General features: G+C 42.2%; 29 protein-coding genes. 4 read left to right on the top strand and 25 right to left on the bottom strand.

Translation table 11 applies throughout. The features are described from left to right. Positions 1–38 precede the first annotated feature (38 nt). The 25 genes from B9T36_RS07160 to B9T36_RS19040 form a co-directional block, all read right to left on the bottom strand. Positions 39–2189 (bottom strand): hypothetical protein, encoded by a 2151-nt coding sequence (locus tag B9T36_RS07160; RefSeq protein WP_086208813.1) that lies wholly within the window; start codon positions 2187–2189, stop codon positions 39–41. 3 nt (positions 2190–2192) lie between these two features. Further along, positions 2193–2405: a hypothetical protein gene (locus B9T36_RS07155; RefSeq protein WP_139841350.1), complete on the bottom strand. Its 213-nt coding sequence runs from the start codon at positions 2403–2405 to the stop codon at positions 2193–2195. A gap of 14 nt (positions 2406–2419) precedes the next feature. Beyond that, complete coding sequence (locus tag B9T36_RS07150; protein ID WP_086208811.1) at positions 2420–2722, bottom strand: hypothetical protein; 303 nt, start codon at positions 2720–2722, stop codon at positions 2420–2422. A gap of 18 nt (positions 2723–2740) precedes the next feature. Next, positions 2741–3118 carry a hypothetical protein gene (locus B9T36_RS07145; RefSeq protein ID WP_086208810.1) on the bottom strand — a complete coding sequence of 126 codons (378 nt, stop codon included), beginning with the start codon at positions 3116–3118 and terminating at the stop codon, positions 2741–2743. Between the two features lie 138 nt (positions 3119–3256). Further along, entirely contained in the window at positions 3257–4057 is an 801-nt protein-coding gene (locus tag B9T36_RS07140; protein ID WP_086208809.1) for a phage tail protein, read from the bottom strand. Between the two features lie 17 nt (positions 4058–4074). Then, a complete protein-coding gene (locus tag B9T36_RS07135) occupies positions 4075–4551 on the bottom strand; it encodes a hypothetical protein (RefSeq protein WP_086208808.1) in 477 nt (158 codons plus the stop codon). Then, positions 4548–4814, bottom strand: a complete 267-nt coding sequence (locus tag B9T36_RS07130) for a hypothetical protein (RefSeq protein WP_086208807.1) — start codon at positions 4812–4814, stop codon at positions 4548–4550. The genes B9T36_RS07135 and B9T36_RS07130 overlap by 4 nt, the downstream gene beginning before the upstream one ends. 7 nt (positions 4815–4821) lie before the next feature. Next, positions 4822–5508, bottom strand: coding sequence for a hypothetical protein (locus B9T36_RS07125; RefSeq protein WP_086208806.1), 687 nt, complete (start codon positions 5506–5508; stop codon positions 4822–4824). An 8-nt stretch (positions 5509–5516) separates the two neighbouring features. After that, positions 5517–6119 carry a phage protein Gp37 gene (locus tag B9T36_RS07120; protein ID WP_086208805.1) on the bottom strand — a complete coding sequence of 201 codons (603 nt, stop codon included), beginning with the start codon at positions 6117–6119 and terminating at the stop codon, positions 5517–5519. Further along, positions 6119–6547 carry a gp436 family protein gene (locus B9T36_RS07115; protein ID WP_086208804.1) on the bottom strand — a complete coding sequence of 143 codons (429 nt, stop codon included), beginning with the start codon at positions 6545–6547 and terminating at the stop codon, positions 6119–6121. The genes B9T36_RS07120 and B9T36_RS07115 overlap by 1 nt, the downstream gene beginning before the upstream one ends. A 15-nt stretch (positions 6548–6562) precedes the next feature. Next, a complete protein-coding gene (locus tag B9T36_RS07110) occupies positions 6563–7471 on the bottom strand; it encodes a Mu-like prophage major head subunit gpT family protein (RefSeq protein ID WP_086208803.1) in 909 nt (302 codons plus the stop codon). Beyond that, positions 7468–7878 carry a hypothetical protein gene (locus tag B9T36_RS07105; RefSeq protein WP_086208802.1) on the bottom strand — a complete coding sequence of 137 codons (411 nt, stop codon included), beginning with the start codon at positions 7876–7878 and terminating at the stop codon, positions 7468–7470. Before B9T36_RS07105 ends, B9T36_RS07110 begins: the two co-directional genes overlap by 4 nt. After that, positions 7875–8972 carry a phage protease gene (locus tag B9T36_RS07100; protein WP_086208801.1) on the bottom strand — a complete coding sequence of 366 codons (1098 nt, stop codon included), beginning with the start codon at positions 8970–8972 and terminating at the stop codon, positions 7875–7877. Before B9T36_RS07100 ends, B9T36_RS07105 begins: the two co-directional genes overlap by 4 nt. A 66-nt stretch (positions 8973–9038) precedes the next feature. Continuing rightward, positions 9039–9587: a phage virion morphogenesis protein gene (locus B9T36_RS07095; protein WP_086208800.1), complete on the bottom strand. Its 549-nt coding sequence runs from the start codon at positions 9585–9587 to the stop codon at positions 9039–9041. A gap of 91 nt (positions 9588–9678) precedes the next feature. Beyond that, on the bottom strand, positions 9679–11019 hold the full coding sequence (locus B9T36_RS07090) for a phage minor head protein (RefSeq protein WP_086208799.1): 1341 nt from the start codon (positions 11017–11019) through the stop codon (positions 9679–9681). After that, positions 11012–12598 (bottom strand): DUF935 domain-containing protein, encoded by a 1587-nt coding sequence (locus B9T36_RS07085; protein ID WP_086208798.1) that lies wholly within the window; start codon positions 12596–12598, stop codon positions 11012–11014. Before B9T36_RS07085 ends, B9T36_RS07090 begins: the two co-directional genes overlap by 8 nt. 224 nt (positions 12599–12822) lie before the next feature. Further along, positions 12823–13359, bottom strand: coding sequence for a hypothetical protein (locus B9T36_RS07080; RefSeq protein WP_086208797.1), 537 nt, complete (start codon positions 13357–13359; stop codon positions 12823–12825). 90 nt (positions 13360–13449) lie between these two features. Then, the gene (locus B9T36_RS07075) at positions 13450–15087 is read right to left on the bottom strand and encodes a hypothetical protein (RefSeq protein ID WP_086208796.1); all 1638 of its coding nucleotides are present in this window, start codon (positions 15085–15087) and stop codon (positions 13450–13452) included. Continuing rightward, positions 15087–15653, bottom strand: coding sequence for a phage protein Gp27 family protein (locus B9T36_RS07070; RefSeq protein ID WP_086208795.1), 567 nt, complete (start codon positions 15651–15653; stop codon positions 15087–15089). Before B9T36_RS07070 ends, B9T36_RS07075 begins: the two co-directional genes overlap by 1 nt. 7 nt (positions 15654–15660) lie before the next feature. Continuing rightward, a complete protein-coding gene (locus tag B9T36_RS07065) occupies positions 15661–15954 on the bottom strand; it encodes a hypothetical protein (RefSeq protein ID WP_086208794.1) in 294 nt (97 codons plus the stop codon). 6 nt (positions 15955–15960) lie between these two features. Beyond that, a complete protein-coding gene (locus B9T36_RS07060; RefSeq protein WP_086208793.1) occupies positions 15961–16242 on the bottom strand; it encodes a DUF2730 family protein in 282 nt (93 codons plus the stop codon). Continuing rightward, positions 16235–16969: a hypothetical protein gene (locus B9T36_RS07055; RefSeq protein WP_086208792.1), complete on the bottom strand. Its 735-nt coding sequence runs from the start codon at positions 16967–16969 to the stop codon at positions 16235–16237. The genes B9T36_RS07060 and B9T36_RS07055 overlap by 8 nt, the downstream gene beginning before the upstream one ends. Further along, entirely contained in the window at positions 16966–17466 is a 501-nt protein-coding gene (locus B9T36_RS07050) for a glycoside hydrolase family 108 protein (RefSeq protein WP_086208791.1), read from the bottom strand. Before B9T36_RS07050 ends, B9T36_RS07055 begins: the two co-directional genes overlap by 4 nt. 77 nt (positions 17467–17543) lie before the next feature. Continuing rightward, on the bottom strand, positions 17544–18062 hold the full coding sequence (locus B9T36_RS07045) for a hypothetical protein (protein WP_086208790.1): 519 nt from the start codon (positions 18060–18062) through the stop codon (positions 17544–17546). Between the two features lie 14 nt (positions 18063–18076). Continuing rightward, positions 18077–18721, bottom strand: a complete 645-nt coding sequence (locus B9T36_RS19040; RefSeq protein ID WP_171264423.1) for a S24 family peptidase — start codon at positions 18719–18721, stop codon at positions 18077–18079. 125 nt (positions 18722–18846) lie between these two features. On the opposite strand from B9T36_RS19040, the gene B9T36_RS07035 reads away from it, so the two are divergent. From B9T36_RS07035 to B9T36_RS07025, 4 genes are read left to right on the top strand one after another with little or no spacing between them, the layout of a single operon-like run. Further along, entirely contained in the window at positions 18847–19056 is a 210-nt protein-coding gene (locus B9T36_RS07035; RefSeq protein ID WP_086208789.1) for a DNA-binding protein, read from the top strand. A 41-nt stretch (positions 19057–19097) separates the two neighbouring features. Continuing rightward, positions 19098–19235: a hypothetical protein gene (locus B9T36_RS19035; RefSeq protein WP_171264422.1), complete on the top strand. Its 138-nt coding sequence runs from the start codon at positions 19098–19100 to the stop codon at positions 19233–19235. Further along, on the top strand, positions 19232–19546 hold the full coding sequence (locus tag B9T36_RS07030; protein ID WP_086208788.1) for a helix-turn-helix domain-containing protein: 315 nt from the start codon (positions 19232–19234) through the stop codon (positions 19544–19546). Before B9T36_RS19035 ends, B9T36_RS07030 begins: the two co-directional genes overlap by 4 nt. 2 nt (positions 19547–19548) lie before the next feature. Next, positions 19549–20466, top strand: a complete 918-nt coding sequence (locus tag B9T36_RS07025; protein ID WP_086208787.1) for a hypothetical protein — start codon at positions 19549–19551, stop codon at positions 20464–20466. The last annotated feature ends 2 nt before the right edge of the window (positions 20467–20468 follow it).

Genomic DNA, 20468 nt, shown 5'->3' with positions numbered 1-20468 from the left:
AAAACTATTAAGCTAATATCAGACGGAAGGACTTCCTTTTATTTTTGGCCATAAGACAATAAATCGACACCGTGACGCTTTTCTTCAGTTGCTGCATGCTTGGTAATATCACCCAGTAAGCCGCTTGCGCTGAAAGGAATTGGCTTGTTTTGTTGGGTGACTGAGATTAAAGAGTTTAATTTTCCAATCATCTCTTGGCTTAATTGGTTTGCTTGCTCTTGTTTAGCCACCAGCTCTGCATTTTGCTCAGATTGAGCAGCAATGCTCTTATCAATAGCCTGTTGAACAAAATCAGGCCGTTCACCTGATCCACCACGAATTTTATCCAAAGAGCTGTAAATATAGTCATCAATAGGCTCAAATAACTCATATCCAGTATAAGCAAGACCAGCCAATCCCGCTGCTTTTAATCCATTTGAGCCTTTTACTTTTGGTGCGCCTTTAGTTTTGGTTCCTATGGGTAAGTCTGGGGCAGAACCTTTACCGCCAGTAAATTGAACCAATGCTGCACCACCAGCAGCAACAGCTAAAGCACTTATTGCAACTGTGGCACCTGCAACAGCTTCTGCTATTTTCGGGTATTCATCTGCATACTTTGACAACTTTATTGATACATCACCAAGTGCTTCATTGAATCCCCCCATAGCCTCAAATTCAGAATTCTTTTTTGTTACAGTGAGTTGGTTTACACCATAACCAGCAGTATCCCGCATTGTGCCCGCATCTTCAGTCAATGATTGCAAGCCTTTTTCTTGGTTTGCCGTAGTGATGCGATTAAACTCTTTCAACTGTGTCGCAAATGCCACTCCAGCTGCTAAGGCCTGCATATCTGGTAAAATATTAGAGAGTGCAGATTGCTCTAGAATCCCTTGTTGACTAAGTAAAATTTGCTCGCGCTCACCTGAATTATTCGTTTTTCCTAAATCTGAAATGACCTTTTTATAACGAATATCTTTTTGCATAGCTTCATTTAAAGCTTCACCAAATACATCAAAACGGGTTTTCCCAGTTTTAGCACCCTCCAAATACCTTTCATCAAGATTAATGCCATAATCCTTTTTAAATGTCTTTTTGGTACTTTCAGCCCCCATTTTTGACAAAAGGTTTGTAACATTATTACCAGCTTGATCAGCTGTTCCTGCTGTAGACATGGCAACTTGGTTCAGCGCCATCAATTGTGATGCTTGACGCTGTCGATTGGCTGGATCTGAGGGCAACATACCTGATTGAGTTGAAAGATGTTTAGCTAAATCTCGTGTCTCAAAATTTCCCTCCTTACCAGCTTGAACTGCATACCCCATATACTCCCGCTCACTTATATTTTTTGACTTAGCCGCAATTGATAACTGAGCAAAATCTAGAATATCTCCTCCAGAGGCTTGAGCCGCCTCAGCTGCCGCGCTAAGAGCATTTTCTAGATTTTTTTCGGTTTCAGCATCACTTTTCCCTTTGTATTTACCTGATGCCATTAAGCTATTCAAACCCGTTAAAACATCATCAGTTGTTTGACCATATTGCTTTGCAGTCTTTGAAATCATTGAGCGTAGTGTGTTTTGGCCAGTCTTTCGATCATCTGGATTGTCATACGCATTAATTGATAATTGAGCTAAATCTTTTTCATATTGCATTGCATCGCGAACTGGTCTCTGCATCACATAACCAGCACCAACAACAGCACCAGCGACAGCGCCACCACGCTGTAAAGTACTCATTCCACCCGAGCCACCAGTCTTTTGAATCTGCTGAATTTGTTTTTCAGTCGATACTGTTTTACCTAGCTCAGTATTGAGGGCTGCTACACGTGATTTCATCGAAGCGTATGCACGCTCCATATCTTTAGCCGTAACTAAACCTTGTCGTTGCAAAATACTTAACTGGGTGTAAGCACCTTGGGTTTTTTTAATCTCAGTGGTGATCTGCTGCTCAGTTCTAATCCCCAACTTTCGTGCAGTATCCAAAGCAAGTACTTCACGTTTTTGGGTTGTAAATGCTTGACCTTGTTTACGAAGTTCATCCGAGATTTTTTTAGCATTGTTAATCTGAGTAGCCTGAATGGGTGCAAGCTTTTGCTGTTCAGTATTAATTCTTTGCACAGCAGTGACTTGCTCTGTAGCAATCCGCTTCAGCTCTTGGCTGGCTTGCTGGCCTTTGACTTGAAGGGTTAAGGAGACTACAGAGTTCTTGCTCATCGCTTATGCCTTTGGTTGGGAGTGTCTACGCTTCGTTGCAACTTTGGTGGTGGTCGTTGTGGTTGAAGTTTCAGTTTTGGGACTTTGCTGTTTTTTGGGTGTTTTAGGACGAGTATTGTTTGGCCGCTCATCTACGAGTATGGCGATTGCCACATCGGTTGGAAGCTTTATGGCTTCATCGTATGGGATGCCCATAGAAAGAAGAGCGCGGATCAACCGCGCTCCCTCCGTTACTCTTCGGCTTTTTCCTTTTCCTCAAGTTCTTTCAGCTTTTCATTGAGGTATTCAAGATTAGACTTTGAGGAATGACCTAACATGTTGTAAGTAATTTCATGTTCTTTACCATCTTCATCCACCAGCTTGGTCATGGCTGCAAGATCTGCAATCGCAATATATTGACCAGCATTGCCTGACTGAGACTGCATATACTCAATCGCTGTCATTTGACGCATAACAATTTTTTTGCTCTTAATCTCAGTCTGACCATCGAGTGCTTTTAATGCGACAGGCAGTGTGCCTTCAACTTGAAACATGTTGTTTTCCCTTATGAATTATAGGCTTTCAGAAATATAGCTCAGCGCAAAACCTTCGAGGTTTCGACGTGTTTCACCTGCAACATCGTAAGAGTCGCTGATTGTTTGAATATTGAAATCAATATAAGTTTCACGATAGTTTCCAGTCTCTGACTCAATGCTGAGACGAACATCTTCAACTTCAAGCCAATTAATTTGATCCTGACCATCAGGAATCACCACGGCAACAGTGAGTGCATAGGTGCGAAGTCCTTTTGATTTGTACTTCACTTCACGCGTTCGGTTCATCGTCGCGACTGGACGATTGCCTGTCGTTTTTGTAGCACTAAATGATGCACAGTCATATTCATCACCATTGGCGCTCAAAATAATAAAGCTAACTGCTTCTTCAGACATTTGTGTAGTCTCGAATTAAATGTTGGCTTATTTTTTCTCAATTTGTATTTAGATATCAGACGGAAGGACTTCCATTTAAAATAAAAAAGACTGCAAAAATGCAGTCTTTTTAGGGTCGATAAACCTAGCGATATATGATCAATACACGTTTAATGTTGTTGCAATCACATGCATACCGCGCACCCAATACGCTGGAATTGTCGCATTCGCACGAGATTTATCTGTATCATCTTGCGTAACAGTGAGCTGATCTGCTGTAGCTGTGACATTTTCAAGAATTTCCGCTTTTTCAAGCTTTAATGCTTCAGTCATGAAAATAGTTCGCAAGTTTCGACGAGATGTAGCAGTATTTTTACGACGACGCTCTTTCGATGCCGCTGTACGCATGACTTTGCGGGTATAGTCAATGGTAAGTGCGCCATTGATATCCAACATTAAATCATCTTCATCACCCGAGTCTGGGTTAATACGATACGTAGAAACGGCACGGACAATCTCAGGATTTCCATCCACACCCGTCTGGATCATACAAACACCATTTCGCAGTGCCGCTTCAACACGCTCAAAAGTGAGTTTGTATTGATCTTCAACAGCAGTGATGCCACCTAAATTAACCCCATTGAACGGCAATGCAGGGTCACTTGAATCTGCCAGTGCAGCAGCCATGGCTGCCGCAAGTTCAGCCTCTTGACCGATTGCACCGTGGTAGCAAACACATACAACTCGATACGACGTTTCGACAGCTGCTTGAGCGGCATAAGTCTCAGCTGTTTCAATATCTGAAAACGGAATCACTAAAATTGCAGGTTTTTGGTTAATCGGATCACTAACTGAATTTAAGTGCGTAATCCACGCGGTTGTTTCAGCAAGGTCGGCTGGTGGAGCTGACAATGCGATGATCGTATGCCCGAGCGGGGCAATGAGTTCTTGAATTGACATTATGTTCTCTTTCCTTTTTAGATAACTTCACCAGCAACCAAACTATAACCACAACTATGCACAGTGTTAGATACATACTCATTCCCAAAAATGAGATCATATAAATCTTCACCATCTGGATCTACAGTCTGGATAATTTTTAAATCAATAGGTCTTGATGTTGTAATGCCGTTAATTGTTGTCTCATCTAGACCGCCAAATTTAGATTGGTCACCCGCTTCAGAGCTGACATCAGAAAAAGTAAATAATGCTGTACATTCCTGATAGGTCGGTGAAATGGATGCCCATGACCCTAAATCAATTTCAGCCAACAGACGAAGCATTAGCATGCCGAGTGTGCGAGTTTTTGTGTTGACATAAGTCGCAGTGCGCGTGCTTGTCACACCTGCTTCTGTAATTTCAAAACTTAAAGAATAGGTTCCCGCCACTACAGCTTGATTTTGCGGTTTCGTGTTTGTGGAAGTAGCCGAGCAATCGTCTACATCTCCACTCATGGCTTTCCCAAAATTTGAACATCCACCAGTGAGTTCGTTTTGATTGCAGCTGTAATCATGCGCCCAGCTTCACTATTCACACCAAAATTAGCATCTGCTTTGGATTTATCGTAAATAGAAATTGGCATACTTGAATCATCAGGTTGATCATCATTTGTGATAAACAAAACCTTGTGTGTATTGGCAATTAAGCCAGTACGTTGCGTGTTAATGTTGACATCGGTATAAACACCAGGTGTTTTAATTCCTTTTTGAATAGACATACCTACCTCACGCTTCAATAACTTCAAACGAAGTATTCATCGAAAATGCACTATTAACTGTAGCTAGTTTCACAGCTAACCAGCCACGCTGAATGTTTAAATCCTCCATGGCGGTAGGATTACCAATATCTTGGAAATTTGGCTGTTTTACATTTACAGAGACACGTTGCTCAGCAATGCGATGTAAATTCAAACGAAAATCTGTTAAAGCAGAAATGTCAATCGACTGATCCAACACATCATTCTTAAACATTTGAATTTCACCTGTTGTAGCAGATGCTTCATTTGACTGGGATATAAATAGAGACTGACTATTTTTAATCCCTAGCGGTGTGGTTGCATCATCAATACAAATCATAAATGACTCGTAAGCAGACTTAGAAAATGCAAAGCTACCAATCACGTTCAGAGGCATTAAATCAAATTGAGCAACCAATGCAGGAACAGCACCATGACCGTCATTGAAGTCAAAGACTCCGCCTGTATAAGTGAGGGTATAACCATCAAATGTACAGTTGATAAAATCAGGAGTTGCAGGTGTTGTAGGATTTGGATAATTGATCGTGCCACCTAAATTTTCTACAGCTTCAAAAAGTGCATTGAGTTGAGCAAGGTAGGCACCCGTAACCAAATCACGTCCAGTAATACGCACTGTCATATCTAAATTAACCTCAGCTTGAATATTTAAACTCATTTTCTATCTCATCGTTTTAGCTCGACCAGATCAGATTCGAATACACCAAAATCCTTCGGGTCAAAATGGTAATTAATGTTGACACGTTCCAGCCATGCCTCTTCAGCAGCTTCTTCACGGACACGATCTGAAGCAGTAATGGTGTAAGAGGTGGTAAATTCTTGCGCCAGTACACTTAATGACTGGCCGCGGTTAGACGTGTTAAAAATAGTTTTAATTCGCCCCAGTTCCAAATGTTCTAAGCCTTTTAGCCCCTGGCTGGATAGATCATTGCCAGTCAGCAATTGTTGTACATGATGTAACATCTCGAACGTACCGATATCAGCACCCGCACCGTGCCGCTGTGACTCTTCATTACGAACAGACTCAGCGCCTACCAAAACCACAAAAGTAATCGGCATCTTGGTTTTATTTGCGCTGGTTTTTACAGGTGTTTTACTCCCATCAAAAGTCACCCAAATCGCAGGAAAGTGGCGAATAATGGCATCAATACCATCATCGAACTGACCACCATAGGTGTAGATTTCACGCATCCAAGGCCATTTCTTTTCCTGAATTTGCTGTGCCATTTCATCCTTAATGGCTTGCTCAATGATGGATAAATTCAGCATTACCAGCCCCTATTACCAAAATCGCGACGGCCTACAGCAAACACCACATTATTAGAAGAGGTTTGCACCGGTTTAGATTCTCCAGCTGGAGAACTACCTAGGGTGAGTTCTCCTTTGGAAATTTTAGTGAGGGTTTTAATCGAGGATTCATAACGATTCTTAATTGAATCATTTTCAGAAAAATCGCCTGTAACCGCATAATAGCGCGCCAAGTTACAGCCAATCTCAGTCAAAAATGGTGGGATAACCTGCAACGGCAGTGGATAGCGACTCCCCACATAGGCATCAATTTCGCTATTTGCTTCTTGCATCGCTGAATTCAGCTTTTCAATATTGATTACGCCTTGATAGGGCTGTTCAGTATCAGTTAGCCGAATCAGTATGGTTTCACCAAATTTTCGCTTCATCGCTTCTACCGTTGCATACATGGCTTATGCTCCTAATTAGTCCACAGTACCCGTCGAACCGAAAATGGTTTGCCAGAATCCGTAACCACCAGCACCACGAGCTTCTGCACCAAAGTGGAAAACACCTTCCATAAATACTGATGGTGATTCCATATTGGTTTGCTGAACGAAGACAGGCTTTTTACGTTGTTGATAAACAAATGGTTTAACAGGCTTTGTGGTATCCAATAAGAACCAAGCGTTGTCATCTGTAAGACGTGCTGAAACTTTAACTTTTGCAGTGCCTTTATATGGATTAGGTTTTCCATCCTCAAGCTTGTCGACAGTCATTAAAGCGTTAGCAATATCTTCAAGTGCGGCAGGGACAAGCAATACGTTTGGCGTGATATTTAAAGGACGGCCAGATTCATCTTTGAATTTACGCATAGCAGTTCGTGCAGCGCCAAATGATGCTTGTGCTTTCGCTAGCGTTTCAATTGAAAGCTTTTTGGTTCCTTTATTACTAACGGTTAATTTCCCAACTTTATGGCTTCCAGATACCATTGGCTGGCCGTCATAACACTTGGCTGTAAATACGGTATTGGCCGCTTCAAAAACCAATTCATCGGGATGTTGTTTGGCTGACCAGGCTGCCGATTCTGCCTGTGGTTTGTAGATGCCCATCTGGTCATCTTCAATATCGTTACGACGGACTTCAATCGTAGCCGCATAGTCTTTGTTACGAATGACGTAATCATATTCAGCCAGTTTGGTAATATGCTTTTTACCCACCCATTCCTTCATTTGAGGGAAATTAGCTAACCAACGATAATCAATGTAAGCCCCATTGCTTGGAACAACCATTGCAATATCGGTATATTCGACAGGAACAACATTAAAAGTCTGATTAAAAACTTTACTTAAGTTCAAGAAAATCGCATTTAAGTTTGCGCCATTTACATTCATTCGATCCATACTCCATTTTCATCAATACCAACTACACGACCAGCAGTAGACAAAGTAGTGCCTGCATCCGTCTTAGCTACTGTTTCACCATCTGCGAAATAACACACCGTGCCAAATGAGGCTTGAGTTACTGGATCTGCTGAACTGTTATCAAATTGAAAGGCACAGCCATAACGGACCAAGACGTAAACATCACCATCACTTCCAGCAGAGTTATCCACGCTTTCTTCGTAGCGCCCCAAATATGTCAGTCCTGTCGCAGCAGTCACTGGAACAGCAAAACCTGTTGCATCAACCGCTGCGGCAAAACCTGCTAAAAGAATCACACCAGCCTTTACAGGAACACCAATTAGGCCAATTTCCCGCATAGATGTTTGACGTTCATCTTGATTTAAGATACTGCTCATAATTTATTCTCACTCCAATCAACACCCATTAAATTCCCGACAGCTAAAGTTTCAGCGGTGACTTGTTGATTTCCTTGATGCTGCTGATGATTCGCAGCCAAATTCACCTGACTGGTTTGTTGCTGAGTCAATGCCGCAATTTTGGGTAAAGATTCAAGCTGTGTCTTTACAAAGTCAGGGTTGGTTGCAGCCTGAGCTTTGTACCAGTTGATGGTTGCTTCTCCAGTCAAACGACCATCACCACATGCGGCAACAATCAAATCGTCGATTTCTTTGGCTTTAGCCGCAGCATCTGCATTGCCTGCTTTTTGAACCGCTTCTTGATAAACAGCCATCGGTACAAACTGGGTTGGATCGACAGCATTTGAGCTGTTGGCGGCAACTTTCAATTGCTTCATAGCTTCAATTGCATCAAATAAGTTCTGACTGTTGACGGCCACAGCAACACCAGTGGTGTCTTGAATCTGCGCTGTAAGCTTATTAAGTTCTGCAATAATGTCTTCAGCAGTTGCTGAGATAGGCAGATTCAACATCCAGCGCAGGCGTTCTAATAACTCTTCATTCATTTCTGAATCCTGTTGTGGTAAATCTTGGGAAAAAAGTTCCTGAGCCGCAGCAGCAAGTTTTGCTTCAGGCAGCTGATCGAGTGCAGGGGTATTGGTCAAGGCAACATTGATTAAAGCCGTAATGTCGCCCGTCTTGGTGTACAAAAAGACTGGGGAAATATATTTATATTCTTTGGCTTCTATATGCGTTTTTGCTTTATCGAGCCATTCAAAGTCAGTGCTACATAATCCAACTCCTTCAACATAGGTAAACCCCGCTGATTTCAGCCATCCCGCAGCAGGTGCAGGTTCACCCGTGGTTTTTGATTTTAAAGTGGCGTGCTCATAATCAATGACCATGTCAATTTTGCGCTGATTCAAAGCCGCAGCCATTTGATGACCACGTTCAGAGGTAAGTTCCCAATGAGGCGCATCATAAGGACGTCCATCAATCTCACTACGAAAGACACCTTCAGGTATCAATACAAAGTGATCTGATAAATTTGATAAGTCGAATGAGCACGAAGCTGCGAGAAGATTCTTTTTCATGCAGTCAGATTAAAACCAACTGCATAAAAAGATCAGACGGAAGGACTTCCGATTATTTTTAGGAAATTAGAAGAATTTTTTCCAATAGAAATCGACGTCTTTGAAAATTTCGGTTTCAGCTTCAGGTTGTAAAAATCCATGTTCATCCATCGGCATGTATGGACGGGGTTGAATCTTGATGTCGTGTGCACCTGTAACGCCCGATGTAGGGCCTGTAAAACTATTATTGGTAAAACTGGCTAGACGAGCACCTTTTTGATAGCTGGTTCCACCAGGGTGTTTAATGGTTCCACCAAAATGCTGAATCGCTGCATAAGGCATATTGCTGCCGATACTAGCGCTATCCCGATCTGAACTGGATGTGATACGTGACCGTAAGGCACCTGATAATTGCAACACCCCACCATAAGACAAGCCTCTACGCTGATAGCTTTTGATGGTGGATGGTTTACGTCCAGCCCAGGTAGGCCGTCCTTGCGCTGCAAAGTTATCATCGACCACCGCCACAAAACTGCCAGCAATAGCCGCAGTCAGCGGTGAAGTATCCTGCATTGCTTCAGCTACTTGGCTCAACTTGGTGGTTAACTCAGCATTATTGATTTCTATGAAGCTCATAATTTATACTAACCTCTGAGATGGTAGTTTCCAAATAGAATGGTTGTGGGGCGCAAGCCTTGGCATTATGACGTGCAAGTCGTCCACCATCTCACTCTTTCCTCATATCAAGATACAAACCAGACTTCACATTTCCCAAAATAGAATCCATCGAAACCTTAAAAATACTAACAATTTGCATGACGCCATCGCGTGATCGCACAGACAGTTTCATTATTTCTTTGGGATTTTCACTATTCAGACTGGGCGTAATCCATAAAATACTCTCATTGCTCACATCCCAAAGCACAAGAGTCGGTTTTGCAATCAATGTAGGTAAATCAAGCCATTCGTCCACTGTCGCTGCATTACCCGCATCACCATGACGTTGGGCTTTTTTCCCCGTCAATAGGTGATCACTGATGGTGATAATCGGGCTTTCTACCGCAATATTCTTTGCAGTTAAAAACTGAATATCCTTCAAATTCAGCACACCTACAGTACTGGTCTTATTCTGAGGTTTGGCAAAACTTAAGGAGTTCTGCACAAAAGCCTCATGTGCTTTTAGACGAGGTTGTGAAAGCAGCATCTGCTGTACTTGTTGAATCCCTTTCTCAGCGCCCATTAAATCTGCTGCACGCTTTACAAGCTCTGTATCCAGTAAATAACTTGAAGCTGGATGACTATTAAAGCCTGGCGTTGGACTCAAGAAAGACTCAGAACCGTCTTGTTGCTTAATGCGAATGCGGGTTTGCGTAGAAACCACATCCTGACCTGTAAAACTACTTTTCCCAATAATGACTTGTTGATGCTCAATATCTTCAGGCTGAGTCTGTATCAAGTTTAAGTTTTGATCCTCAATATCACTCTCACGTCTTGCAATCACTTTGCACTGGCAGCCAAATCCTACGGGAGGATAAGCGTATAACCAAAAAGGATCATCATAGCGACGTGCTTCACCATTGCGGGCTAAATGAATTTTACGGGGATTAGAAATTGAAATATGCACCCATACCCAAATTGGACGGGTCTCAACTGTTGCCATCATTGCCTTATATCGCCCAGCGGCAAGGCTCTTGTGCATATTGGTGTCAAAGATGGTTTTAATGCGTCGAGGGCTACCCAACTGAACAGGTTGTTCCATACCCGCAGGATTAACGACTGTTTGCTTTCCCCACCAGCCTTTTTGTTGAAGTGTGGGGGTGATATTGGCTTTCCATTGTTCAAAGCCTTGACCTTGCTGCATGGCATCAATCAGAGATTTACGAATATCCTGAAGTAAATCAATGCGAGCCACTTTAGCAACGGTAAAGGCTCGACTGTGCGCCTCATCCAATGTTTCATGCCAATCCCAACCAATTTTAAAACCCTTGGCTTTCAGGTAGTCAATTGCATCCTGTGGGGGCATTTCAAACAATGCATTGAGTTCTGGGCGTTGTGGGGTTTTAGCCATTGTCCGCATCCGCCTGGGCGCTTAAGCGTCCAAATACTTCCGCAGCAAAAATCAGCTGAGTCAGCTTTTCCTGAAGCACAGGCTCATCATCAGTTGGATACAGCTCAGATAGAACCGCCAAGATTTCATTTTCATCTTGCCCAGCATTAATTTTGCCCATTAAGTCCTGCATCCAAAGTTCAGCAGTCTGTTGGGCTTCTTTGGCCTGATCGCGCAGCTGGAGCTGCACCGCTTGCTCATCCAGTGGAATATGCGCTGAATTGGCAGCCAGTAAATTCCCAAGTAAGTGCGGTTGCCAATTGTTCATTGCCAACTGTGGCGTCTGTGCTTGTACGCGGGTCAGAATCGCTTCCTTGTCATCCGCAGGCATTGGAATACCTGCACGTTCATGCGCCCATGTCAGTGGAATTTTCATGCCTGTATCGACCATTTCACCTAAAGATTTACTGAAGCTCTCAAGGTCTTCGGTATCAGAAGTGTCAAACCAAAATTTTGGATAGCGGTCAGGTGTAATATTTGGATGATTCAGCTGCATCATTGCAGTAATCAAGCTGTCATTGATTGATCGTGCTAACTGCTTGGCATCCGATTTATTAATCACATCAAACTGATTTTCATGGGTTTTACTTTGCGCATTGGTGCTGGTCTTGCCATCCGCTTGTGACAGCAACGTGCCCCCGACAATAATCTTGGACTGGGTTTGCTCACACCATTTGACCAGATTCATGTGATTACTGGTATCACCATCGGTGGCATCTTCAAAGTCAATTGACATACCATTTGGGATAATCCCACCAGCATTACGTCCAATACTCATCACTGCACGCATCAGCGTCATTTTTTCAGCATCAGTTGCACCAGATGGGTACTTACCAATTTTTGAGGGTAAACCGTAGGTTTCTAAAAACTCCATGATGTCCCGAACACCATAGTTTTTAAACAGGAACGGCCAGGCTAAAACACGGAACAATCCTGAACGAGAAACATAGCCTGACTTGGCTTTATGCCGATGAATAAACCAGCCAAAAGGCCAAAATTCTGCACCATCAGGTGAGCCATCATTCAGGCGCAATTCATTTGGTTGGTTGTATGGCGTCATGATCAAGCGCGGCTGGGCGTGCTGAAAACTCTCAGGCAGCCAAAGACCGCCAAGTTGATGCCATTTGATTTCCTGAGCGCTGTAGCCATGGCCTACAGCATCCATCGCTTCAAACAGAAACATTTCAAAATCTTCAATGTCATCCAGCCATTCATAAACCTCTTCAGCAATTTTCTTTTCTTGTTCAGAGGCATTCTTAGGTGGCTTCACTCCCCACGGTAGACCATTCACCGCTTGTTTGCGTTTAGTCATCTCTGAAAAAATATGACCATCACGCTCTTCCATATCACAAAACAAATCTGCTTGAGCTTGTAAATTGCCTTGTTCAGCATCGGTCAATAATCTGTGCAAACGGGCTGGAGTTAAGCCGACGACGGGATGCTCTTGCCATTGGTTAGCCAACCAAGCGATTTCCGCTGTCTGCGGTGTTTCCAATGCAGCGCGGTCTTGTTTCTTTTGAGAACGGTCTTTTTTAGCCATGATGGATGCAAATATAGAAAGTGGATTTTGCATCACGATAGACAATTTAAACGGGATGAATCAGACGGAAGGACTTCCATTTATTTTTAGAATTTTTAAAACCGTCTGATTTGCGATTTAAGCGCTTTTGGCTCAAGCGTGGGTCATTTATGCAAAACTTTAAAAAAAGCGTAAAAAACACATTCATGAAGATTCATGAATGTGTTTTTCTAAAGTAGCTGTGATTAATATTTAAAAGTGTAGCCATCAATGCCTAAAGAGGTATTCACACACCCTAACGCAGATTGCAAAATCTCTTTGATTCGCACATTTGTTTGTGTATCCATCGTTGCCACGCCACAAGGCGAACCCACTTCAGGCACGACACGGCTAAAAACAACATCATCCCCCAGCTTTACCTCTACACTGAATGCTTGAGAGCGCATAGCTCGACCATCAACAGGACGTAGTTCTGCTGGCTTGAAACGCGCTTTCTTCAACTTGGATTTTATTTTTTTAATTTTTTTAGGTTTCAATGGCTGGAAGGATGTATGCACACGTTCATATCGAATAGCATTGTGACCATCCCAACATGAACACTGCTTATTTTTTCCAAGTTGCTGCAATCGAACAAGCTCATCTACTTGGTTTATCGCATTCTCAAATCGAGATTTCATTTCCTTCAGTGTTTGCACATTTGTAGGCCGTGTTGCAAAATCCTGCATCTCATCCATAAAATCCAAATACCAACCTGTACAGTCAAACCCGCCAAAGTTTTTCATTTCGCATCACTCATTTTAAGGTGACTTTATGGTGGGGAATTGCACAAGTAAAAGTCAGACGGAAAGCCTACCAGCCAAGTGTGTTATTTTTTAAATGCACCCAGCTTCACTAAACCATCCGTCATAACGATCCTGATTCATTTCTAAATCACTGGCATATGGCAGTGGTATAAATTCAATTGGGCTGGATAGATGCAGGCTCGCAAACCAGCCCAGAATCATCGCAACAGCACCATCCCCGTGGCGGTATAGCTCAGGGTCTTTAATATCCTTGGCACGTGCCTTGGATACCATATAAATACCGTCTACTTCCTCAATCGCAGAACAGTCATTTTTGAGGTCTGCATCTATTGGTAAATCAATCATATCTTCTTCAAAAGCGGTGACTAATTTGGGTGTCCACAAACCATACCAGGCACGGCTGAGCTTGATTTGGTGCACCATGTGTTCACCATATTTTTCGGCTGTATTTTCTGCAAGGGTTTCACCGTTACCCGTTGCATCCATCGCAATACCACCAAAACGTGGCAGTCGATCTAACATGTACCAAAGGATCTTTTGCTGTAAACGTGAAGGCACTTTATGCATCTCAATTGCAAACGGTGCAATCCGTCGTAAATCCTGAGCAATATAAAACGGTAGAATAAAACTGAAGTCGCGGTGACGTGCATAGTCTTGTCCAGCACAGTGCTGTTTGCGCTGATCTAGCTTTTGTAATTCAGGTTCTAAATAACGTTGAATCCAATCATCAATATAAGCATCACGCTCATCAGGCGTCATTTCGGTAAAGTCATCGCCCAGCGCTAAGCGTAAAATAGTCCGTGGCTCAGACATTGCTCGCTCGACCCAAAGTGTAGGTAAGCACACTGACGATCCATCACGAGGAATGGCATCCAGTTCTTCACGCATAGCAGCTTTACGACTACCGTATGCTTTACGGATTTTGGTGTACCATTTTTTCTTACCCTCAAGCGTCGCTTCTTTACCTTGCATGAAGCACACACGTTCATATAGACCATTGGCCACAGCATCATCAAATGTCACTATATGCACTTTGGCATCTTCACCAAACACGCCATTTTCAATATCTTTGACAAACTGGTTGAAAGGATTATTTTTGCCATTATGTGAACTAATCACAGAAATGCGACCACCCCAAATCAATAGTGCGGTTGCTGCTTCCATTACACCTTGTACATTTGGGTGAAAGGCTGCCTCATCAATCACCACCTTACCTTGTAAACCACGGATGTTTTCAGGACGACTGGACAAAGCCACAATCTGAAAACCACTCGCATATCGAATACGGTATGCGGTAATCTGCCGTGTTTCACCTTTCTCATTTTGGTCTTCAAAGAGAAACTCTTCAATCTGGACAATTTGCCCCTGAGCTTCAGCAATGACACGTGAAAATTTGGCACAGTAGCCAATGAACTCAAGACCTTTTTCTTTGGTATCACCAATGTAGTAAACACTCATACCACCAGCTTCTTTACTGGCAGCAGCAGTAAATACTGCATCAAAACTCTCAGCAAAGGTAATGCCAGTACGACGGCCTTTAGGGCATGCTTTAATATCTGTCTTAATCTTGAGCCATTCGACTTGGTGTTTCATCAAAACACCTTCCTCAAATGGGTTGAGATTGTTAGGCAGATTTCGTGCACGCTCTGGAAGCTCATCCCAGTCAATAATTCTAACGGTGTCTTGCCGCGGCTTTGGAGTCGTCATTATTTAATCCCCAGCACTTTTTCTTTCCAGAACTGGATTTGGTCTTGACCCATGCCTTGAGATACAGCCACTTTTTCAAGGTTTTCAGTTTGCTCTTTCAGCATTTCTTCACGGGCTTGGCGACGGACTTCCTCACGGTTATGCATGGCTTTTTCTTTGGTCATAATGGCCGCACGTGCAGCACGTGCCAAAGAACCCACAGCATCAATATCCATTTTAGGCTTTTCTGGGTCTTCACCATCATTGGTCAATTCATCCAGCGCACGTCTAGTCACTACGGCTTGAACTGCCTGAGCCAACAACATACCGCCTTTATCATCTGGGTCTTCACCAAACTCTTTAACTAAAACCTCAGATGCCGCAGCAATTTCACGGAACTCCTTAGCCTCAGCTGCGAAGTTCTTTTTTTCACGGCCAAGTGCAGAACGACTAGGAATACAGTCCGCTGGAAATTCTGCACGAATTTCATCCATCATTTCGTTTAGCGTGAAACGGTCATCTTCCATCATTCCATAGATGAATTTTCGCTGCTCATCGGTTAGCTTGCGCATAAAGGATTTAGACATAGGTCACCTATGCTGAAGGACGTTTGATGCCAGGAATGCGAGTACGGTTCTCAGCCACTTCCTGACCACGTTCAGTCAGTTTCACTACAAGTACAGCAGGGTCATCCATTTCAATACTTAAACACCCCTGATCCTTTAGCCAATACAATTCGGTCTTAACTTGATCACGGCTAAAACTTAAACCCCAGCGATCTAGTCCACCATGTAAAGTTGAACTATTGCCTCTGTAAGATGGCATTTCATTCAGTAAACGAAGTAGCACTAAACGCATTTCTTCCTTAAGCTGATTTTCAAAGCTCATGATTCCTCACTTTTTATTATCAATAAGCCATTGTTCAATACGACGTACACCATGTTGCACACTGTCCATTTGCTTATTCAGTGAATTCAATTCCCCGCGTAAGTTTTCAACATCCACCTTGGATGGCATGTCTTTGACAGCATTTTCTAGTTCAACTACGCGCATGCGTAAATCCAGCATTTCTTTTGCTGAAGCACTTTGTTTATTGATAAACCAGATATAGATGCCAAGGATCGTTGTCACGATCCAATTGGCTTCTGAAAAGTTAAATTTTAGGGTTTCAAACATCAGCATCCCCAATACCAATTGGTGGAAGCGATACAGGTTTAGTCTGATTGATGTAACGCCCAACAAGGCCACAGAGTGCCGTCCATGCAATCAGATATGTACGTATATCTTCAGGCAGCACCATAAGTAGCTCTGGAGGAATAGGTGTAGTTGCGAAGAAAACAATCAGGCCAAAGCACCAGTTACTGATCCACTTCCAGCTATTACGCCAATTTCCCACCACAAAACCAGTATTTGTAAAAGAACCCAGCTCAGCAAAAATCGGCTCAGGCTTTTGTGCAATTTCAACCTTAAGCTCATCTACACGCTGTTGGTGACGTTTTGCCTGATCCAATAGTTTTTTCTTGGCTTCAGAAAGCTCTAGTGTTTTTTGATCCAGCTCACTTTCACGGGTGGAGAGCTGTAGGCGTAGTTGCTGGATTTTTTCAGATTCACTCGCTGTATCAACGCCAATCAATTCAGCTAATTCTTGCTGTGATTGATTCAATGATTTGACTAATGCGGATGCATCAGCAGTCAGGGTAATCTTATTATCAATAGCTTGTCGGTTGACAGCTTCACTAGCCGCACGTGCACCAGCTTCATAACCATTTTTCCACGTGTAATCTAACTGGTCGTTACGCTCAGTGAGAGTGCGCTCATGGATCTTAGAAAGCTTTTGGAAGCGTGCAATATGTCGTTCGACTTTCGCCAGCTGGACAAGGTTATTCTTAATTACTGGCTTCATGGTGTATCTCCAGCTGTATAACGTAAGTTGCTGGCAACTCGACGAGTCCAACCACGGCCAAATGTCTGGAAAGTTTTTAATTTTGCATAAAATTCAAGACGCTCAGCATTGAATAAAACTAAGACATCATCGAGTGATTTTTCGTTGATTGCTCCTAGTGTCATTTGCCCAACCAGTCCGTCGTCAGCAACACCAACTGCACGCTGTAAAATACGGATTGCATTTCCAATGCCATGGTTCACGGCAGCATCAAACATCTGATAGCCAATTGCAGAATTGTATTGAGTGCATTTAGCACGTTGCCAATAGGCTTTACGGTAAATTTCTTTGGCCTGATCACGCTTCATATAACGCATAGCACCTGTATAGCCATTGGCGCGTGCTGTTGCTATTGTGATCCCCCAAATCGTTTCACCCCCTGGATCATCAGGGTGATTCACATAACCACCTTCATGCCCCATACAACGCTCAAACACTTCGTCAAAAGTGATAGACATAAAAAAACCTCATCAAATGATGAGGTCATACTGCTATTTATATTCTTGTTATATCAGACGGAAAGGCTTCCGATTATTTATTCATCCTCATCAGCTGCTAATGCTTGCTCATAAGTTAAATTGACTCGCTCCTCACATTTAGATTTAGATTTCTTATAATCTTCTTCTTCCTGTCTAACTATCTTACGCATTGTCGCATTATCATCCTTGAGTTGCTTGGACAAAGCACTTGCATATAACTGTAAATCTATTAATGCTGTATCACATTTTGTATAAGGTGCTAATGCCTTAGAATCCAGCCAATAAGAATCTGAAAAATCCTCTGGGTTGGGCTTCATATAAGCCTGTACATCATAAAAATATTTTTCTAATGTTGATTGCTCTTTAAGAGCATAAGCATCTAATACAAACTTCTCGTCATCGTTAATTTTTTTAAGTAGGTCTGTAGCAAAGCTCTTAGCTTCTGCTGGCGTCAAGCTCTTAGTATTAGAAGAAACAGCTACTTCTTGTACTGAAGCTTGTGGTTCTGCTTCAGAAGAGTTTTTAGAGCAACCAGCTAATACCAACACCCCTAATCCTAATATTAAATATTTCATTATCCCACCAATAATCAATAAAAATTTTTACTTGAATTTACTACTTTACCAATAATTTCAATATCACTTGCTTCATTTAATTTAAGAGGCATTGGTGGATAAATTTTATTATCTGAAATTAATAATAATGAACCATCTAACAATCGTTGAATTCTTTTAACCCACAACAGATCACAACTTCGGATCACATATATATGCCCATCTTGTGGTTCTTTTTCTGCCGTATTTACAAGTAAAGAATCCCCGTCAGAAATTGTTGGTTCCATTGAGTCACCACGGGCAAATACAACGTACAAATCATTTTCTTTTAAGCCTCGGCTTTTCAGCCAATCTTTGCGAAAAGCTAAACAATACTTGGGTTTTTCTTCATTACAAGCAACAGCACCATCACCAGCTGAAACCATCACATCTTCTCGAACTTGGATTAGACCAAATTCATCATTCTTGAATTGCTCATTATTTTGATCACCTTGTTCATCATGAAGTACAAAGTTGATATCAACACCAAATTGAGCAAGTACAAACAACTTGTCCAAAGGGATATTTCCTTTATCACTCCAGTTATAGAGTGAATTTCTAGCAAATCCTGTTTTGCGAGCTAGTTCACTAACTCCAACACGATCAATCTCAAAACGTAATCGCTCTGTAAAATTGCTCAAAATAAACTCCAAAAACAAACAAAAAGATCAATATATTGATCATTAGACATTGACATGCTCAATATATTGAGCAATTATAACATTCAACTTAAATCGAATTAATTCGCACAAAGAGGTTGCTAAAAATGGCTGTTACAACTCCCAATGAACTAAGAAAGAAATTCGATTCTGAGGGTAAAACCTTTGCAGAATGGGCTGCTAACAACGGTTTTGAGCCTCAAGAGGTATATAAAGTATTGAATGGGCAAGCGAAATGCAAAAGAGGCAAAGGTCATAAAATTGCTGTTTTGCTAGGTCTAAAAGCCAATCCTACAGATACACCATCTGTTCAATAATTTGCACATATTTGCACATATTTGCACATGGAGCAAGCACAATGAAAAACGATTTATTTGCTGTGATTTTGATGTTTCTAACCATTTTTGGTTATTCAGGTTGGTACTTAGCAGAAAACGACAACGAGATTCTTCGTAAAGAACTTTCAACCTACACAGGTAAAGAGGTGCGTAAGTGAGCACAGTCAAATCAGGCGGCAAGATTTTAAAAGTGCTTAAAGCACTCAAAGGCAGAAGTCTCAAAGGCATAACCCTTTCTGAGCTTGCAAAAGAGCTTAATGAAAGTGCGAGCCAAGTGCACCGTGCATTGCAAACCCTCATTCAGGAAGGTCTTGCATCTCAACTGGATGATGGTAACTACGCACTTGGGCGCGAACTGGTTGCAATTGCTCATGCACACTCAGATGAGATTAATCGTGCTCAGTCTCAAATTTCAGAACACATACAACGTGTAGGTGCTCGTGTTCATCAAATTAAATCAGAGGGTTGATCATGTCTGAATTAGATCAAAACCAACTTGTGCAAATCCAGCAGTCTGTTGCAGAAGAACAAATTCAACTGTCAGAACAAGTTGGTGCACTAAAAGCAACGGGATTTTTCAAAAAAGTTAGTACCGTTACAGAAATTAAGCTTATTGCAGAAATCAAAGAATCTAAGAAATACAAGGGTTTAAAGCTAATAGACCACAATGGAAAATATGTAACCTGTTCCACTTTTCAAGATTTTTGCGGTGCGATTGGGTATAGCTACGAAAAAATTAACCAAGACATCCAAAACCTTTCAGCTTTTGGCGAAGACTTTCTTGAAACCAGTCAACGTATGGGCCTTGGCTACCGTGACCTGCGCAAACTTCGCAAACTAGATGACGCTGATCGTGAAGTCATTATTGAGGGCGAAGCTGTTAAAGCTGAAGACCGCGAAAGCCTGATTGATCTTATCGAAGAAATGTCAGCAAAGCACCGCAAGCAGAAAGATGCGATTGAGACTGAAAACAAAGAGCTAAAAGCTGACAAAGAAGCACTAGAAACCATTCTTCAAAAGAAAGATGAAAAAGTGAATCAGTTGGACACAGAGGTCACAAAGCTGAAAAGTCCAGCAGAAATTCAACGTCGTGCTGAGTCTGAACCACAAGAACTGGAAAAAGCAGCACTGGAAACCTTGGGTACAGAATCAATCCTTTTTCTTACGGCTTTTAACCGTTACATCAATGCACTTGGTGGTGTGATGGATATCGCTGAAAGCAAAGATTTACCGCAACTTTTTGAATGTGTTGATGAGTCTATTGTGGCCGTTTGCCAACGCTATGCGCAGTACGTGCAACGCCTTGGTACTCAGGTCAGCTTTGAAGAGATTTTAAACCCAAGCTGGATGTTCCCAGAGACAGCTGATATCGACACATCAGGACAATAATA

The sequence above is a fragment of the Acinetobacter sp. ANC 4204 genome (genome assembly GCF_002135205.1).
Classification (GTDB): domain Bacteria; phylum Pseudomonadota; class Gammaproteobacteria; order Pseudomonadales; family Moraxellaceae; genus Acinetobacter.
Note: the sequence above shows the minus strand (reverse complement) of the source record. Positions and strands in the feature narration are given on the sequence as shown.

Excerpts from the sequence above, each read along its gene's own strand:
- B9T36_RS19035 (WP_171264422.1), top strand. The coding sequence starts at position 19,098 with ATGAAAAACGATTTATTTGCTGTGATTTTGATGTTTCTAACCATTTTT.
- B9T36_RS07085 (WP_086208798.1), bottom strand. The coding sequence starts at position 12,598 with ATGGCTAAAAAAGACCGTTCTCAAAAGAAACAAGACCGCGCTGCATTG.
- B9T36_RS07140 (WP_086208809.1), bottom strand. The coding sequence starts at position 4,057 with ATGTCAATTCAAGAACTCATTGCCCCGCTCGGGCATACGATCATCGCA.
- B9T36_RS07135 (WP_086208808.1), bottom strand. The coding sequence starts at position 4,551 with ATGAGTGGAGATGTAGACGATTGCTCGGCTACTTCCACAAACACGAAA.
- B9T36_RS07105 (WP_086208802.1), bottom strand. The coding sequence starts at position 7,878 with ATGAGCAGTATCTTAAATCAAGATGAACGTCAAACATCTATGCGGGAA.
- B9T36_RS07110 (WP_086208803.1), bottom strand. The coding sequence starts at position 7,471 with ATGAATGTAAATGGCGCAAACTTAAATGCGATTTTCTTGAACTTAAGT.
- B9T36_RS07090 (WP_086208799.1), bottom strand. The coding sequence starts at position 11,019 with ATGGCTAAAACCCCACAACGCCCAGAACTCAATGCATTGTTTGAAATG.
- B9T36_RS07145 (WP_086208810.1), bottom strand. The coding sequence starts at position 3,118 with ATGTCTGAAGAAGCAGTTAGCTTTATTATTTTGAGCGCCAATGGTGAT.
- B9T36_RS07125 (WP_086208806.1), bottom strand. The coding sequence starts at position 5,508 with ATGAGTTTAAATATTCAAGCTGAGGTTAATTTAGATATGACAGTGCGT.
- B9T36_RS07025 (WP_086208787.1), top strand. The coding sequence starts at position 19,549 with ATGTCTGAATTAGATCAAAACCAACTTGTGCAAATCCAGCAGTCTGTT.
- B9T36_RS07160 (WP_086208813.1), bottom strand. The coding sequence starts at position 2,189 with ATGAGCAAGAACTCTGTAGTCTCCTTAACCCTTCAAGTCAAAGGCCAG.
- B9T36_RS07130 (WP_086208807.1), bottom strand. The coding sequence starts at position 4,814 with ATGTCTATTCAAAAAGGAATTAAAACACCTGGTGTTTATACCGATGTC.
- B9T36_RS07045 (WP_086208790.1), bottom strand. The coding sequence starts at position 18,062 with ATGAAATATTTAATATTAGGATTAGGGGTGTTGGTATTAGCTGGTTGC.
- B9T36_RS07055 (WP_086208792.1), bottom strand. The coding sequence starts at position 16,969 with ATGAAGCCAGTAATTAAGAATAACCTTGTCCAGCTGGCGAAAGTCGAA.
- B9T36_RS07060 (WP_086208793.1), bottom strand. The coding sequence starts at position 16,242 with ATGTTTGAAACCCTAAAATTTAACTTTTCAGAAGCCAATTGGATCGTG.
- B9T36_RS07050 (WP_086208791.1), bottom strand. The coding sequence starts at position 17,466 with ATGTCTATCACTTTTGACGAAGTGTTTGAGCGTTGTATGGGGCATGAA.
- B9T36_RS07100 (WP_086208801.1), bottom strand. The coding sequence starts at position 8,972 with ATGAAAAAGAATCTTCTCGCAGCTTCGTGCTCATTCGACTTATCAAAT.
- B9T36_RS07035 (WP_086208789.1), top strand. The coding sequence starts at position 18,847 with ATGGCTGTTACAACTCCCAATGAACTAAGAAAGAAATTCGATTCTGAG.
- B9T36_RS07080 (WP_086208797.1), bottom strand. The coding sequence starts at position 13,359 with ATGAAAAACTTTGGCGGGTTTGACTGTACAGGTTGGTATTTGGATTTT.
- B9T36_RS07070 (WP_086208795.1), bottom strand. The coding sequence starts at position 15,653 with ATGTCTAAATCCTTTATGCGCAAGCTAACCGATGAGCAGCGAAAATTC.
- B9T36_RS07150 (WP_086208811.1), bottom strand. The coding sequence starts at position 2,722 with ATGTTTCAAGTTGAAGGCACACTGCCTGTCGCATTAAAAGCACTCGAT.
- B9T36_RS07075 (WP_086208796.1), bottom strand. The coding sequence starts at position 15,087 with ATGACGACTCCAAAGCCGCGGCAAGACACCGTTAGAATTATTGACTGG.
- B9T36_RS07065 (WP_086208794.1), bottom strand. The coding sequence starts at position 15,954 with ATGAGCTTTGAAAATCAGCTTAAGGAAGAAATGCGTTTAGTGCTACTT.
- B9T36_RS07120 (WP_086208805.1), bottom strand. The coding sequence starts at position 6,119 with ATGCTGAATTTATCCATCATTGAGCAAGCCATTAAGGATGAAATGGCA.
- B9T36_RS07095 (WP_086208800.1), bottom strand. The coding sequence starts at position 9,587 with ATGAGCTTCATAGAAATCAATAATGCTGAGTTAACCACCAAGTTGAGC.
- B9T36_RS07115 (WP_086208804.1), bottom strand. The coding sequence starts at position 6,547 with ATGTATGCAACGGTAGAAGCGATGAAGCGAAAATTTGGTGAAACCATA.